The 15,633-nt window shown below is 49.8% G+C and carries 15 protein-coding genes; all 15 read right to left on the bottom strand.

Annotation, left to right across the window (positions count from 1 at the left end; translation table 11 throughout):
* Positions 1 to 126 precede the first annotated feature (126 nt).
* Positions 127 to 909 carry a DUF4198 domain-containing protein gene (locus tag LA756_RS03905; RefSeq protein ID WP_224438571.1) on the bottom strand — a complete coding sequence of 261 codons (783 nt, stop codon included), beginning with the start codon at positions 907 to 909 and terminating at the stop codon, positions 127 to 129.
* Between the two features lie 60 nt (positions 910 to 969).
* Positions 970 to 1,920 (bottom strand): hypothetical protein, encoded by a 951-nt coding sequence (locus LA756_RS03900; protein WP_224438570.1) that lies wholly within the window; start codon positions 1,918 to 1,920, stop codon positions 970 to 972.
* 379 nt (positions 1,921 to 2,299) lie between these two features.
* Entirely contained in the window at positions 2,300 to 2,566 is a 267-nt protein-coding gene (locus tag LA756_RS03895) for a hypothetical protein (RefSeq protein ID WP_224438569.1), read from the bottom strand.
* Positions 2,567 to 2,620: 54 nt separating this feature from the next.
* Complete coding sequence (locus tag LA756_RS03890) at positions 2,621 to 3,643, bottom strand: DUF1559 domain-containing protein (RefSeq protein ID WP_224438568.1); 1,023 nt, start codon at positions 3,641 to 3,643, stop codon at positions 2,621 to 2,623.
* Between the two features lie 404 nt (positions 3,644 to 4,047).
* On the bottom strand, positions 4,048 to 6,126 hold the full coding sequence (locus LA756_RS03885; RefSeq protein ID WP_224440472.1) for a serine/threonine-protein kinase: 2,079 nt from the start codon (positions 6,124 to 6,126) through the stop codon (positions 4,048 to 4,050).
* 3 nt (positions 6,127 to 6,129) lie between these two features.
* Entirely contained in the window at positions 6,130 to 6,414 is a 285-nt protein-coding gene (locus LA756_RS03880) for a hypothetical protein (RefSeq protein WP_224438567.1), read from the bottom strand.
* 87 nt (positions 6,415 to 6,501) lie between these two features.
* Positions 6,502 to 7,059, bottom strand: a complete 558-nt coding sequence (locus LA756_RS03875; protein ID WP_224438566.1) for a sigma-70 family RNA polymerase sigma factor — start codon at positions 7,057 to 7,059, stop codon at positions 6,502 to 6,504.
* 362 nt (positions 7,060 to 7,421) lie between these two features.
* Positions 7,422 to 7,982, bottom strand: coding sequence for a tetratricopeptide repeat protein (locus LA756_RS03870; protein WP_224440471.1), 561 nt, complete (start codon positions 7,980 to 7,982; stop codon positions 7,422 to 7,424).
* A 172-nt stretch (positions 7,983 to 8,154) separates the two neighbouring features.
* Positions 8,155 to 8,721, bottom strand: coding sequence for a hypothetical protein (locus LA756_RS03865; protein ID WP_224438565.1), 567 nt, complete (start codon positions 8,719 to 8,721; stop codon positions 8,155 to 8,157).
* Positions 8,722 to 8,757: 36 nt separating this feature from the next.
* Positions 8,758 to 10,353 (bottom strand): type II and III secretion system protein family protein, encoded by a 1,596-nt coding sequence (locus tag LA756_RS03860; RefSeq protein ID WP_224438564.1) that lies wholly within the window; start codon positions 10,351 to 10,353, stop codon positions 8,758 to 8,760.
* A 440-nt stretch (positions 10,354 to 10,793) separates the two neighbouring features.
* Positions 10,794 to 11,129 carry a DUF192 domain-containing protein gene (locus LA756_RS27300; RefSeq protein ID WP_224440470.1) on the bottom strand — a complete coding sequence of 112 codons (336 nt, stop codon included), beginning with the start codon at positions 11,127 to 11,129 and terminating at the stop codon, positions 10,794 to 10,796.
* Positions 11,130 to 11,197: 68 nt separating this feature from the next.
* Positions 11,198 to 12,118 (bottom strand): type II secretion system F family protein, encoded by a 921-nt coding sequence (locus LA756_RS03850; RefSeq protein ID WP_224438563.1) that lies wholly within the window; start codon positions 12,116 to 12,118, stop codon positions 11,198 to 11,200.
* Between the two features lies 1 nt (position 12,119).
* On the bottom strand, positions 12,120 to 12,980 hold the full coding sequence (locus LA756_RS03845; RefSeq protein ID WP_224438562.1) for a type II secretion system F family protein: 861 nt from the start codon (positions 12,978 to 12,980) through the stop codon (positions 12,120 to 12,122).
* Positions 12,980 to 14,377, bottom strand: coding sequence for a CpaF family protein (locus tag LA756_RS03840; protein ID WP_224438561.1), 1,398 nt, complete (start codon positions 14,375 to 14,377; stop codon positions 12,980 to 12,982). Before LA756_RS03840 ends, LA756_RS03845 begins: the two co-directional genes overlap by 1 nt.
* Positions 14,374 to 15,630: an AAA family ATPase gene (locus LA756_RS03835; protein ID WP_224438560.1), complete on the bottom strand. Its 1,257-nt coding sequence runs from the start codon at positions 15,628 to 15,630 to the stop codon at positions 14,374 to 14,376. The genes LA756_RS03840 and LA756_RS03835 overlap by 4 nt, the downstream gene beginning before the upstream one ends.
* Positions 15,631 to 15,633: the final 3 nt, after the last annotated feature.

Here is a 15,633-nt window from a genome sequence, read left to right as displayed (position 1 = left end):
CACAACGTAATTGGCGCGAAAGACACGACTTCCCAACAGAACTCGTATCTTGGACAGTTGTCTAGTTCGCCGTCGCAAAAAAGACCTGGAATTGCCCATTTGCAAAGCCAATTTTTCTTAACGAGCCTACTCAATATCCAGAATAAGACTGCTAACGAGAGCCGTCTTGGCATACTCTTTTCCGTTAACTTTCCCGGCTTCGTCCAGTAAGGTTTTACTTCTGATGGCGTAACGGCCTTTGGAAACTCCATCTAACTTTGCAATGCCGTTTTCGTCAGTTGATAAACGCTGCCGTTCGCCTTTGACATCTGTAATGGAAACACTTAGCTGCTTGGCTGGTTCTCCATCAAGATAAGCGGCAATAACAAGCGTGCTTCCTTCTAATCGTGGGATAAGTTCTAAGCGATAGGAAAGATGCTCGAACGCCTTATCAGCGTCTTTGTTTTTAATGGCATTTGATGTCACGTATTTGCAGAAATACCATTCACGTATGGGCGGTTCTTCTTTGTGTTCCCGAGAGGAACTTTCTTTCGCTTGGGATGTCTGGCTTACTCCACTTCCTGACGCTGGTTTTAGTCGTCGTGACTCTTTCACGCCAATGTCGCATACCGTTGCGAGCATCTTCGCCGGATTTGTTAGGTTAGCCGACATCTCAGCCGTCTCCTCATCCAGTTCAATTTTTTTCATCGGTATCGCTACCGGAGCAGAGTCGGGACTTACCGCGTAAACCTTCGCTTTAAGGATTCGATGAATCATGCTTGCGCGGCCAGGTTCGGGGCTATCGCTGTACCACAATTTAACGACGTTGTCCTCGCCGTCAGGCACCAAGACCCAAAGTGAATGGGCTAAAGAAGGAGTTGGCACAAAGGCAAACGCGACAAGTACGATGATTGCGAATAGACGATTCATAGGTATCGATTTCCGTGGCAGTTTGAGATACTGCAAATTGTGTCAGGAGTGCGTCAGTGTTTAGGAAATCATCTCTACCCACATGACGTAACCGATTATGCCGGCCAATGCGACGCTTATGCCAAGCAGGGCAGTTCCGATTGGACGAGTACGCTTGATCTGCCACCACATGACCACGCCTGAGATTCCCCAGAAGCACATCGTGAAGGACATTGCATCGACGAAGACTGCCCAAATCGATCGAACGTTGACTTCCTCGCCTGGGTATCCGCGTGCTTTGTGAAGTTGAAGGAGGTATCGCCGAAACGACATACTCGACAACTGTGCTTCGCCTTCCTCAGGCTTATCTTCCGTTCCTGAAACTGATCCTGTTGCAACGTCGTATTGAACGTTCCAGGTTTTTTTATCGTCTTTGATTTTGAACGATAACGGTTCCAGGGAAACCGCGGAAATGGACGCCCCTTCAAATCCGCTTCGAGCTAGAATCGTCGGCAATGCCTCTTCGAAGAGCATGATTGGCGAGTCAGCGACTTCCAGGCCAGAATCAATTGCGAATGGGGCTACATTGGCTCGACTCCCTCGTCGCGATGGACTCCGCTGTTCACCAGTTTTCAATTCACCTTTGTTTCCCTTTGGTTTGTCAGCGTCACTCTTTTCATTTTTTGAATCTCCCTGATTCCGCTCGGAATTTGGTTGGTATTCTCCCTTTGCCTCTTTGCTGTTGCCTCCACCGCCGTTACCGCCACCACCTCCGCCTTTGCGTCGACGAGGTTCACGAATCGTTCCGCCATCCGCGGTTTCGTTCAGAAACACCTGGTAGTCTTTTTGATCTGCACCAACGAACGCTGCGTTCAAGCCCGTTCGGCCGTGGGAGATCTTTTCGGGATCGAGCAAGGTATATTTGCTGTCACTCGTTTCATTCAATTCGGCGACCACTAAATTGGCGATGTCGGCAGCAGGAATCATTTGCCCTAAGGATGTCCCTTCAACGGCATCCTGGGAGAAAGACATCTGGAATGTATCCGAGAACCAAGTCGGATGATTGAATAGCACGCCGGTCACTCCGTATAGGAAAACCCACGGCAGGAGAAATAGACCGGTGTACAGATGAAGACGTCTTGTCCACTGCATTGCTTCACGTGAAAAGGCATTCCGTTTCGGTGAAGGCTTGGCGTCAGTGGGCTTTTTCCCCTCAGAATTTTTGGCAGCTTGACGCAATACTTCTAATGGCGACAGCTCCTTCTTACTACCCTCGCCGGGTGCTGCTCCCTTAGACTTCGTTTTGTCCGGTGCATCGGCAATACTTGAGGATGGCGGGTTCATACGGAAACGTTCCTTAGTATGGATCTACGACTAAATTGCGTTAAAAACCAATAGACTGCCAGTAACCCTAACCATCCGTGGTTTTCTTTTTTGCTCGAGCATCCTTGATGATCTGCTTCCGCTGCTCTTGGGTAAGCCTTCCAACAATATTGGGATTCTCCAAGTCTTCTACGGTGAACTTCTGAGCATCCTGGTCTGAGTAGCGTTGGACGTTTTCTGGTTCACTCGGGATCTCCTCCCCTTCACATCCCGTCACGACTAAGATCGTCAGGACGGTCAGCAGACCTGCCAATGAACGGAAGGACGATGTGTAAGTGCGGCAAAAAGTAATCATGGGAGTCGTTCTCTTCTCTATCTCGCTCGTCATCAATGGTCAGGAGCAAACACATTAGTACTGATCAGCGGGCGTCACTTCCCCGAATGATTTCGTACCTAGTGCCACATAGATCTGCTCGTTGATCGTTTCTGAGATAAAGTGCACCGAGCCATCTCCAAAGATGAACAATCCTCCGCCTGGGTGATCGCTACGGAACGCGGCGGCGCCATAAGTCAAAGCATCGGTGGGCAGCGAGGCAGGAGTTGTTGTCGTATCCGTGTTGAATTTGTAGGCAACGGTGCCGTAGCCATATCCTCCCCAACCACATGCCCAGGCAGGACCATTTTCGGATCGAACTTCCGGTGTGGCTGGATCGCTATCGTCATCAACCGTATAGCTGTAGGTCGACTCGCCAACCATGAACGTGTTCGAGAGCCCGTCGGTGATGTCTCGCATCTTGCGATGCTTATAGATTCCGATCATCCCCATTTCTTCTCCATCGTCGGGGTGAGGGTTGCCAGACCGAACACCAATTCGACTCCCCTTGATGCTGCGGTTACCGATACAAGCAAGATAGCTACTTGGGGCAAGGACTCGTGTTACTCCACCGAAAGTACCGGGTGGCTCCGGCATCGAGGGGCAAAGAAAGAGCTGCAACGACGTTCCAGCCCATTGAAAATTGTTCCCCTCAGCTGTTCGCGACACATAACTTCCGTTGACGCTAAAGTCATACGAATCGCCAGCGATCGTGCTAAATGGCTCCTCCATTTTGTAGATATCGCGAAGAGCACGCTGTTCGACGTATGGGAGAATCTGAACGAATAGACTGTTATGGTCGCCTCGTCCTCCCCCGGTTCCAAATTCAACACGATAGGCCGCACAAGGAAGCTCGCGCATCGTGTCATGGAAGTTGTGAGAGGCGAGTCCAATCTGGCGTAAGTTATTTTGACAACTCATACGCCGAGCGGCCTCTCGTGCCTGCTGCACTGCTGGAAGAAGTAAAGCGATGAGAACGCCAATAATGGCAATTACGACTAAGAGTTCGACAAGTGTGAACGCTTTGTGAGTACGAATAGCCAGCTTGCCGCGCAACATTTGGAAAATCTCCGTGAATCAAATCATTATGGATGTGCGATACTTCTGACGATCCTTCGAATGATTCGTATCAAAGAATCGAAGTGATGCGCCAAAGCAACGCGAAGAATCAAAGGTATCGGGGCCTAGCATGGCTGGAGGGCGACAGAGTGCAGACCTCTGTCGAATCTGGCTGTTCGAGCTTTCGTGTGGAGCACAGAACGTGTTCTGGCACTTCACAAAGCATCTCGTTCTCGGCAATTACCAATGACTAAAGTCAAAATTCGACTTTCGCCAAGTACATACGAAAAAGGAGGAGCGGCAGGGACAAGAAAGATGACACTTTGTCTCAATTCGCCTTGAGACGGACGCTTACTTTTGGCCGAATAGTGCTGTGCAGCAAACCGAATGAGATATTCACATCCCTAAGGGTTCAGCACGGGAGATGTTCTTGGGACTAACGGATAATCATCAACGGAAGAATTATTTTCACCCACTAGCATCCACGGAGTGAGCTGCTCCATCGAAGGTGTTATTGCAACTCGATGATTTAAGACCGCCAACGCTTTTTGCCGTCGAAGTTGGAATCGAGGGTCGACGGGAGGCAATTCACCATGAATGAGCTGGTACGCTTCCCGATAATGAATGACTAATTCCAACCAGGCAAACCATTTCATTGGCGGTGCTCCGTTGAGTTGTTCGATCGACTCATCTAATGAATTATCAAGTAGTTCTTTGGAACGACGCAGCGACTCATTCGCTTTATCTAACTGCCCTGAGTGATGGTAGGCAATTGCGAGAAGGGGCAAGCCAATTCCAATCCCACGCCAGTCAGGCACATCGGTATGAGATTCCTGTAAACGGTCGATGGCCTGATCGATATTACCTAGCCTCAGGTGTGCCCAACCAGCGAGATACGGTTTAACACCAAAGGGCATTAATGAGCTTCGCGTCGGCTCACCTGAAGGCAACGAGGATTGGTCAAGAATAAGCTGTTCGGCCTGCTGCAGAACACGCAACAAATCAACTCGCGTTTGCTCGCCCACAAGTTGGCCACGAAGTTTTGTTCCAATGAATCCTCCCTGTGAAGATTCCAATTGATGAACGATTTGAGAGCAGGCCTCCTTATCGCCATAACAATGAAGCAAAAGGGAAACACCTTGAAATTCAATTCCGTCGACAGGAGCCCCCAACTCAATTGCCTTTGAATAATCGGCAAATGCAGCATCCCAAATTCCAAGACGTGCGAGTAGCGATGCACGTTCCACCCAAACCGAAAAGTGTTCAGGCGATTCCTTCGTTGCTTGCGTAAAAGCCTGATAGGCTTCTTCCCAATGGCCCGATTGAACATACGCTTCGCCGGTGACCAGTAAAGAATTGGCTTTTTTCAATCGTTGCGTAAAGCTCTCGATTTCCTCCTTAGAACGATTGGCACGCATTTCGTATTCCCGTGCTTGCTCCATCGCTCGATATGCGACATGGGCTTGCCACAAGCTGACAGTTGTGGCAAGGATTAAAGATAATAAGATGACAGAAGCAGTCGTCAAAGCAATCCGATTACGCCTTGCGAATTTCGAGAAGAGATACCATCTCGAAGTCGGACGAGCCTCGACTGTCTCTTCACGCAAGTAACGTTTGACGTCATCAGCCAATGCCGCAGCACTCACATAGCGTCGTGAGCGATCCTTCTCAAGCGCTTTCATCACGATACAGTCGAGATCTCCTTTTAGAAGTGATTTAAGCTGCACTGAGTCGAGTCGCCGGTTTTTGGACATTGTCGCGGAGCTATCAGCTCCCATCGTGCTGACCCGTGTACTTGGGCGAGGCGGTTCGTCATCGCGAATTAGTCGTCTTAACTCATCAAAACTAGCCCCGCTGACGCGCGCAGAATTCACCGGCGTTTCGCCGGTAAGAAGTTCATAAAGAACGACTCCTAAAGAATAAATATCACTCCGCGTATCCACATCAGTGTTACTCATTTCAGCCTGCTCTGGACTCATGTAAGCAGGCGTCCCCATCATGGCCGCGAATCGCGTGTAGATTGTTTGGGCAACGAGATCGTACGTCATCGCTTTGACGAGCCCAAAGTCAATAACCTTTGGAACGGCACGACCATCTTGCATCGTGACTAAAATGTTCGATGGCTTGAGATCTCGATGGATAATGCTTTTCTGATGAGCGTGTTGGACTGCGCCACAAATCGAAATGAATAGCTCGAGACGCTGGCGAATATCTAAACGATGGTTGTCACAGAACTCATCGAGTCTTACACCTCGAATCAGCTCCATAACGAAGTACGGCTGTTTTGTTTCTGTGACTCCAGCGTCAAAGATTCGAGCAATATTTTCGTGGTCCATCATCGCTAACGCTTGGCGTTCTGCCTCGAAGCGACTTACGATTTGCTGCGAAGCGATACCAGGCTTAACGATCTTAATTGCCACCCGTCTACGAACAGGCTCCAATTGATCAGCGACGAAAACGAGTCCAAAGCCCCCTTCCCCGATCAGTTACATAAGTTTATAGGAACCGATCATCGTACCAGGAGCGTACTCAGGTTCCTGCCACTCTATGTTTTTCTCTAGCTTGGGAGCATTGGGCGATGGCTGAACAATTGCCGAAAGAGGCCTGTCGACGAGATTTCTTTCACGGTCGTTTTCTTCGAGTAACGCCACAATTGCGTCGTGAAGTTCGTCGTTTCCCATGCACGCATCGCGAACGTAGGCATTGCGTTGTTCAACTGGTTCTATTTCCAACGCATTACAGAAAATGGACTTTTCCAGCTCGATCGACATCCCGAGTATCCGTGCGTGCTGTTAAAGAATAGTCTGACTAGGTAATACGCGAATGCCGGCCAATCGGGGCCATTCTTAGTCAAATTCTTAAGCCTTCGATCCCAATTCACGACCGAGCCAAGCACGGACGAAAGCCCAATTTCTCTTTACTGTTCGTGGCGACATCTCTAGGACCTCAGCAGTTTCATCGATCGTTAGCCCGACAAAATACCGAAGCTCTACTAACCTCGCTAACGCAGGATCGGATTCCGAGAGCTTCGTAAGTGCTTGATCTAGATCCAGGAGGTCATCAAGATTTGGAAAGTTCACAACGACATCGTAGTCTTCGATGCTAAATCGATTGAGATTACCGCCACGCTTGAGACTCTTACGGCGACGAATGTTCTCGATGACAATATGTCGCATCACCTCGCCAGCCGTGGCGTAAAAATGCCCACGGTTCTCCCAGTGCTTCTTTTCGCCTCGCGCTATTCGAAGATAGGCTTCATGCACGAGAGACGTTACCTGAAGCGTTTGCCCACTGGGCACGTTACGCAAACGGAAACTAGCTAAGCGACGCAATTCCGAGTAGATCAACGGAAGCAAGTCGTTCGAGCATTCATTGCCTGAAGGGAGTTGGTTTAGAATCGGCGTAATGGTGGACATTGCGTACCATGCGATTCGTTAGAAATGAATTACGACGAAGCCTAATCGAAAAACTTCCCACCCCTAGGAAGATAATTTGAGCGATCAAGCCCTGCGCTCAGCATCGAGGGGCTACACTTAATGAGACTGATTCTCACCAATGCAGACATTGCTGTCAATCAGTAAGACTAGAAATTCTTAGCACGCGAACTTATTGAACTTCGGAGAAAGAAGTTGCGCTGAACTTCCAACCGATGATTGGTCGACGTCCTGAACGGATCTACGGATCTGTAATCTGTTCGGCCCTACGAATTTCACATCGTAGTCAATTGTAGCTTCGTAAAAGTCACTTTGCTGACAGAGGCATGCCGTATCGTCGTCAATCATCTTCTTACGTTTGGGCGATTCGCCGCGAGCGCGGGCAAATGATCAAGACCGTCCAGGAACTTTCGCGACATATCCTGTTTGGGATCCACGCTAAGAGCTTCCTGGAATGCCAATCGGGCCTCATGATCTCTATTTTCCTGGGAGAAGAGCACACCCATGTTGTGATGGGCGATGGCAGGACCCACCGCGTTTTCATAGGTTGCATAAGCTTCCTCTAGTCGATTCTGCTTAAAAAGGGCCCTTGCTAGATTGGTCTGCGCTTGCGGATGACTGGGGGATATTTCTAGCGCTTGGCGAAACTCCCCTTCTGCTCTTTCTAACTTACCTCGTTGCAAGTAAAAGAAACCGAAATCGTTGTGAAGGTCTGGATCGTTAGGAGATTTGGAAAGAGCGATGGTGAACTCGCTTTCCGCCTTGTCTGAGATGCCGAGCTCATCGTAAAGGATGGCTAGTTGCTTGGAGTAATCATGAGCCTGCGGGTCCTCGGCGCGTGCTCGTTCCAACAGTAATGCCGCTTCTCGAAAGTGACCCTCTTGATGAAGCGTTTGAGCAGTCACCAAGCACGCTTTTACCTTGGGGTTCTTAGTCGAAGCAGGCTTTGCTACGTTGACGGCATTGCCTGATTCCAAACTTGGTGACTTTGGGCTCCATGTTTTGCAGCCAACCAACGTCACTAATACGATTGAAACAAGGAATAGTACTTGGCAACTTCGGATCATGGTTTGCTCCTTAGTAGCCAAATTGAATGGAATTGCCAGTGCCAGGGTTACCAGAGAATCCCTGAGCACTGCCTGTCCTGATTTGTGAGCCGCCAAGATACGTACTCGAAACGCTCGGTGCTTCTATTCCATACATCGGTTCCGCTTTCGCGTACCCAAGCACTACCCATTGCTGCGGCTCGGGAAAGTCCGTCTTGGCGAGAATGCCTTGAATGTAGGCTAGCCGTAGCTGATCCAGCTCTTGGTTTTCCGATACTTCGATAACAATCGGTGAACCAAGGCGTATCGCTAAGTCAGGAAGATCGGCCAAGTGACGTTTTCCGAATGGCCCGAGCTCCGCCGATGCACCAATCCACTCTGCCCTGTAGATAGTTAGTTTGTCGATATCGGCAGCGTTGGTATGCACTTGTTGCCATCCGCAGGCATACGTGCCCAGAGGCTGTGGTACTGCTCCCGGCGGGATATCGGCACATCGATCCCAACAGAAAGGGCTGCCACATTTGGTACAACAACCCGTCTGCCACAGACAGATCGTTAGAACCAGCATCGCCCATGCTTTGTTTTGAAATTGGGTCATGGCGTAATCACTCACGCTTCTGTTTTTTGAAGCAAACTATTTGTACAGGATTGGTTGATCACAGCAGTTGAATGCACGACCTGTCGGACCGATTAGGAATTGGCATTCATCACAATGATTTCCCACGTGTTGACGGTGATAGTCAGTACGAACGGGACTGCGATATCCCTTGGTGTGACGACTTTCGAGTCGATTCAAGAGAAAGAATTCGATATCGTTTGGTTCGTGAATATCATCACCAGGCAACGCTGGCCCGGTACATGCGTCGATGGGATGGACCAACTGAGGAGTGATCAAAACGACAAGCTCCTGCTCATCCGCAGATGTCTGATTCAAACCACCTGTACTTCCAATGACAGGAAGATCGCCCCAGAACGGAATTCTTTGGGCATTACTTCCAAAGTTATGTTGAATCAGTCCAGCAACCGCCAATGTCTGCCCTTCTCGCAGTTCGACTGTAGTACTGAAATCGTTTGATTGAAGCCCCGACACACTCGTCCCACCTGCCGCACTACTACCACCAACATTCGTTCCAAGGTTTTCATCTCGGCTACTGACCGTCGCATTGACAACCAGACGTATACGATCCCGATCAACAATGTTGGGGGTGAAATTGAGCTGCACACCGAAAGGTATGAACTGCACTCCCTGCGCGGAACCACCATTTGTGATGATTGCTGACGGAACAGGAAACTGTCCGCCTGCACTAAAACTTGCCGTCTGCCCGTTAAGGGTAGTCAGCGTTGGCTCCGCGAGTGACTTTGCAAGGTCCAACTGACGCAATGCTCGGATGGCGATATCGATCTGGCCCCCATCTAATGAGGCCATGATATTCCCGGCATTTGCCGAAGATGACAAACCTCCGGAAAGAATGCCTGCGGTCGTTTGCTGAAATACGGTTCCGGCGTCGTTTGCAACCGAGAAATCCATTCCAATACTGCGTGCGGCGCTGCGATTGACCTCAGCAACGGTCACTTTCAGCATGACTTGCTGGTCGCCCGGGATCTGTAACAAGTTGACAATATTTGCATCACGAAGCGTCTGAGAAAGTGTATCAATCTGCTGCTGCACGACATTATCTGTCACTGTAGCTACCGTTTGATCTCGGAGCACGATCTCGCCATTTTGAAGCTGTGGTCGCGATGCAGTGCCTGGAGCATTTGCGGCGACAACCTGCAAGATTTGAACAGCCTCGATCGAGTCTTTCGCCTGTCCTCGGACGATCAGTTGATTTCCTACAAATTGCAGTTCGACATAACTATTGGGAAATGCCTGATTGATCTCGTTGCTCAAGTTCGTATAGGTCGCTGACAACTGCTGCGCCGTTTCTACATCAGGCAGCACACGAATTAAATAACTAAGGATCCTCTGTCCACTTTGCTGTGTTGGGTCAGCAACCCAAATATTTAGGACTGTCGTACCTCGCCGAACGCCTACCAACGAGATTTCTCTGTCAGAGATAACCTGATAAGTGGCGATCCGGTCATCTGGAAGATAGATCCGGATGGGAGTTTCCTTAAAAACGAGAATTCGAGGTCGCCCTTCGATAATCGTTAGAGTGTTTTCAGGGTCAATTGTTCCTTGAACAAACTCCCCATACTCTTTTTGAATAGCCTCCGAAGGCTGAGGCACTCTCAACCCCGGCGGAATATCTTCCAGTCGTTCGAGCCGATCGACTTGCGGTATCACTGGCGGCTGGTCCACGAACACCGGAGGTTGAGCGACCTCTAACGGACGACTTGGGGCCTGAGCGATACGAACCGTCGACAAAGGCTGGTCTGTCTGAAAATTGTGAACAAGTGGTTGCTGCGTACTCTGAGCCGTTGCAGAAGAAATCGCCCCACCAAGAACGATTAAGATTGCCAGCGATTTATTGAACAAGAATGCACGCAACATCGAGCCATACCAGGTTCGAGGAATGTCCGTGCGCAATGTGATCCATTGAATTGCACGGCTCTGCTGATTATCAAGTCCCTTTGCGTGCTACCTTACAGCAACACGACTTGATATCGGCAAAATCGTTGCATGCGATGCAGCCCGTTTATCCGAAACGGCTGAGATTTGGAAGTGTCTTAACGCCCACCCATGCTAGCAAGGCACTTATGGAACGTAATGTTCTGGTCAAATGTATTATGTAACGAGACTTCTTGTCCGACTTCCAGCAAAGGCTTTGTGCGAGAAGTCGTTTCAATTACAAAACCAGCCTTCTTGTTAGTGGCAACAGTAATCCATGGTCTCGCATTTAGCTTGCGGGAAAGTACCTCGCCTGACGATGAGCAAAAATAGATATCAATGGAAAAACGCATGAACTGCGTGTGCACGGAATGACACGGGGCGAGCAGAAGCCCTTCGTTGCTTTCTAACCGTCGAGCAAGCTGAAGCCCTCGAAACCGGCTCCAAAATGTCATCGCCAATTGCAGTCGCGTAAGCAATACAGCTCCAGATTGCGCATCGATCAACTGAGTAGTCGGTCGCATTAGAAGTTGCGTACTTGGGTAAAAGTATCTGCCATTTGGATCAACTGGATGAATACCGGGCCAAGCGTCCAGACAAAGAGCCCCGGCAGAAAACAGATCACCAGTGGGAACATTCTCTTCGTAGCGAGTCCCATGGCGAACATATTGGCCCGTTCTCGACGGCGTGAACGCAAGTCATCTGCCTGTCTTCTAAGAACGTCGGAAATCCCCATACCCACTTGATCTGCTTGTACAAGTGCCGATGTCAAAATGGATAGTCCTGGCACATCAGCTCGCCACGCAAGACGGCGAAGACACTCTGAGCGCGCACGACCAGACATAACATCAGCTTGGTAACTCCGAAGCTCTTTGCCCAGCGGTCGAATTGCTAGGCGTGTCTCCATGACACGGGAGAGCGCCGCATCAAACCCAAGGCCAGCTTGGCTAAGTGTCGCTAATAGTTCCATTGCTAATGGCAAGTCTTGTTCAATTTTTTGTACCCGATCCCTTCGTCGCTGACGAACGATAAGCCATGGCGTGAGGCCAAGCGTGACCGCAAGAAACCAGGGGGCTAGGTAGGCAAGCGGAAGAAAAACTTCTCCCGTACCTCCAGGGACCAATGTAATCGTCCGAATCATCAGCAACTGTGCGCCGCTAAAAACAAACAGAAGAGCAACGATCGCTCCAACAGCCACAAACATGATCGTGGAGACTAGCCACCAAGTCCATGCGTCCTCACTTCGATACCCTGCACGATACAACCAGCGTTTAAGCCAAGCCATATCTCGAAGATCTGTCTCGCTTGTCTCGACACTTTCCTCGTTAGAATTCCAACGTGATTGAGTCAATTGCCAGGCCCGCAGCATACGCCACAGTAGGGCAATTCCAATAAATGAAATCCCCCAAAAGCTCGCAACGAAGAAAATCCAAAAGTTACTCATTTCAAAATTTCGGCCGGCTCATCCAATGCATCCAAACGATTCCAACAGCTTGCAGCAGCATCGAGCCTGCAACAAAAAACTCCCCCGTTGGTGAAGTAACGAATGCCTTCATCTGATCTGGACTATTTCTCCACATTACTAACGCAATAAAGTAAGTCAGTCCGAGAATTGCGATCGTCGATATATCGGACTGCGTCGCATTCGATCGAATGCGACGGGCAATTTCCAAACGATCACGAATCGTTTGCCCAACAGCGGAAAGTGTAGGTGTCAGATTTCCGCCTACTTCCCAGTGAACAGACAATGCGGAGGCGAATAATAGGTAGGTATCAAGTGGAATACGAGCAGCGAGTTGAGCAAAAACGGTCCGAGCATCCTCGCCGAAATTGATTTTCCCTAATATCTCTTTGAACTGCCCACGAAGAGGATCTCGCAGTTCTTCGATAACAACGCTCATCGACGTGCTGAGACCAGCCCCTGCTCCCAGGGTTCCAATCATCAGGTCAATTGCTTCGGCCAATTGCTCTTCCAATTTTGCAGCCTGCCGCTGTGCATTCCAGACTTCCAAAATCACGAGGAGCAATGCAACGATCAGCCCCATCGTTAGAGAAATCACGACACTTAAGCCAACCAACCAAAACACCATAACCGATGCAAACGCTCCGCAAATCCAGGGAAGCCAAAGATAGCGGCGAATAACTTGGCGTTGTGGTAGCGGTTGGGTATTTTGCTCGTCGATTAGCTCGACAATTTCAAGGGATTGAAAGCGATCCAGGGCTAACGCACGCAACTGAGCCTGATGCATTCGATACGCCACCATGCCAAGGACACCAATCGTTCCGAGTAGGATTACCGTTCCCACTACGATCCTCCGGCCTGAAACAGCGACATAGGAAGGTCGGTTCCGAGAGCTCGGAGTTGATCAACCACGCGAGGAACAATTCCTGTGCTTTGATGTTGCCCCTGAATTCGTTTGCCCTCACGGCCTTGATGACGGAAGCGATAGATCTCTTGAAGTTGGGGCGTATTTCCCTCGAGTCCGGCGATTTCTGCAATGGATTCCACCCGACGTACACCATCTTCATAGCGACGCACATGCACGATGACCTGGATTGCAGAAACGATTTGCTCTCGAATGGCACGTGAAGGTAGATCAAGTCCTGCCATCAATACCATGGTCTCAAGTCGGCTCAAAGCGTCTCGGGGACTGTTTGCGTGAATCGTCGTCAAGCTTCCATCATGCCCAGTATTCATCGCCTGAAGCATATCGAGTGCTTCGCCGCTACGCACTTCCCCTATAATGATTCGATCCGGTCGCATACGCAGCGAATTCACCATGAGGTCACGTGATGTTATGACTCCTCGCCCCTCAACATTTGGAGGACGGGTTTCCATTCGGACGACATGTGTTTGATCGAGCATTAGTTCTGCCGCATCCTCAATCGTCACGATTCTCTCGCGGTCAGGAATCGATTCAGCTACCGCGCCAAGGAACGTCGATTTACCAGAGCCAGTACCACCGGAGACAAGGATGTTACGCCGACCAATCACCATGTATTGCAAGAACTGGTGCATAGTTTCCGAGAACATACCTAGTTGCAGCAGATCATCGGCTCTTAGACGTCGCTTGCCAAAACGACGAATCGAAAGTGTTGGGCCATCGATCGTTGCCGGTGGGAGCGTTGCATTTACACGACTGCCATCCGCTAAACGAGCGTCGACCATTGGCGAACCTTCATCGATACGGCGTCCTACTCGAGAAGCAATTCGCTGAATTATACGGATGAGATGGTCATCATCGCGAAATTGAACTTTAGTCTGTTCTAACTGGCCAAATCTCTCCACGTAAATCTGATGTGGCCCATTTACCAGAATATCGGTTACCGCCGGATCTGCCATCAGGCTGGCCAAAGGACCGACGCCTAAGGTTTCCTCCAAAAGATCATCGACCAACCGAGCCCGTTCCTGATCATTCAATGGAACGACAGTTTCTTCGAGTGCCTGATCGACAAAATCCCGTACGAAGCGATTCAGATCCGATTCACTTGCCCCGATTAAGTTACGACGATCTAGGTCATCGAGTAACGTTCGATGCAAATCAGCCTTAACGTTTAAGTAGTTAACGCTTCCAGATTCATTCGCCAACGGAACTGAAGTTTGCAGCGTTTGGCTGCGTTTCTTCTCTTCACGCTTCATCCGCTGAAGGGGAACGGACGCAGTATTGCGACCAAAAAGATCACGCAGTGAATCGTCGCTCATCGATGCTCCTTCAGCTGAACTTCCAGGAGACCGTGACCATTTTTCACATCTTGGCTCGAGTTTCCATTAACCGGAAATGCAACACCGTTGGCATGTAGCTCACCGCGTGTCTTCGCTACTTCATTTATGAAACGCTTAAGTTCGCGTCCAAACCCAAAGTAGCCTCGAGCCGTTGTCGCGATGGGAATGCCTGTGTTTGCAGCACCAATAACGTTTCGATCGTATGGAAACACCCAGTCAATCGGACGCCGAAGTCTTGTTGCAATGTCGCTTGGACTTAAACTCCCCGATACGCGTTGCTGACGATTTAAAATGATCTCCGTTTGATCTGCTGGATAGGAGAACTTCTCGAGGAGCTCAATTAGCTTGGCCGTTCCAAGAAGAGTTGGAATGACGTTTTCTGTGACAACAAAAGCCCGTGATGTCAAATCAAGAATTGCCAATGAAATCGCATCAAATACGGGAAACGTATCGACAACTACGTAGTTGTAAGAGCGGCGAGCAAGTGACAAGACTTGCGTCATGACTTCCTCATCGACCTTTGCTGCCTCGACGGCATCTCTTGGCGCCGCCAACAAATGGAGTCCAGACGAGTGAGTTACCGCCATCTCTTGAATGAGCGTGGTATCCAAACGGCTCTGTTCCTTTGCCGCTTCCGTGAGGGTTGCCGAAGGCCGGAGATCAAGCATCGACGCAGCAACTCCAAGTTGTAGTGATGCATCGACCAGCAATACTTGTCCAGGGAACTGCTGAGCAAGTCCAACCGCGGTGTTAATGGCCAAGGTAGATTTGCCAACACCGCCTTTGTTGCTAACAAAGGCAACTACAGCTCCAAGTTTCGCCGGCGCCTTCTGAGCACTCTTCTCTACGCGTCGGACTAACTCATCAAGTTCTCCAAGCGAGAATGGATAGTGAAGGAAATCCTTCACGCCGCTCCTCAGCACATCAATTACGACCTGACTTTCAGACGTGCTCCCAGAGAATGCCCCGTCCCTGATTACGCCGACAACTGTCGTGTTTGGAGAAACGGCAGACATCTCTCTCGCAAACGATTGAATCGGCAAACTATTATCTCGCATCTCAACCAATGCAATTTCCGGATGGCGAGTGCGAGCGATCTCGACAGCTTGACGATTGTCTTGAGCGGCTACCACGACGAACGAGCGATCCTCGAACGACGACAACAAATCTTGCAATTCGTCTCGTAACTTTGGGTCCCGGGTAACGGTAAGTACTTGAGGTTTGGTGGACACGAG

Origin of the sequence: Bremerella sp. TYQ1, assembly GCF_020150455.1 — a bacterium.
GTDB classification, from domain to species: Bacteria; Planctomycetota; Planctomycetia; order Pirellulales; family Pirellulaceae; genus Bremerella; species Bremerella volcania_A.
This window is presented reverse-complemented; position numbering and strand designations above follow the sequence as displayed.

Bases quoted from the DNA above. Each gene is read 5' to 3' on its own strand.
- LA756_RS03875 (WP_224438566.1), bottom strand. From the start codon at position 7,059: ATGTCCACCATTACGCCGATTCTAAACCAACTCCCTTCAGGCAATGAA.
- LA756_RS03890 (WP_224438568.1), bottom strand. From the start codon at position 3,643: ATGTTGCGCGGCAAGCTGGCTATTCGTACTCACAAAGCGTTCACACTT.
- LA756_RS03895 (WP_224438569.1), bottom strand. From the start codon at position 2,566: ATGATTACTTTTTGCCGCACTTACACATCGTCCTTCCGTTCATTGGCA.
- LA756_RS03880 (WP_224438567.1), bottom strand. From the start codon at position 6,414: ATGTCGATCGAGCTGGAAAAGTCCATTTTCTGTAATGCGTTGGAAATA.
- LA756_RS27300 (WP_224440470.1), bottom strand. From the start codon at position 11,129: ATGACATTTTGGAGCCGGTTTCGAGGGCTTCAGCTTGCTCGACGGTTA.
- LA756_RS03900 (WP_224438570.1), bottom strand. From the start codon at position 1,920: ATGTCTTTCTCCCAGGATGCCGTTGAAGGGACATCCTTAGGGCAAATG.
- LA756_RS03865 (WP_224438565.1), bottom strand. From the start codon at position 8,721: ATGACCCAATTTCAAAACAAAGCATGGGCGATGCTGGTTCTAACGATC.
- LA756_RS03840 (WP_224438561.1), bottom strand. From the start codon at position 14,377: ATGAGCGACGATTCACTGCGTGATCTTTTTGGTCGCAATACTGCGTCC.
- LA756_RS03850 (WP_224438563.1), bottom strand. From the start codon at position 12,118: ATGAGTAACTTTTGGATTTTCTTCGTTGCGAGCTTTTGGGGGATTTCA.
- LA756_RS03905 (WP_224438571.1), bottom strand. From the start codon at position 909: ATGAATCGTCTATTCGCAATCATCGTACTTGTCGCGTTTGCCTTTGTG.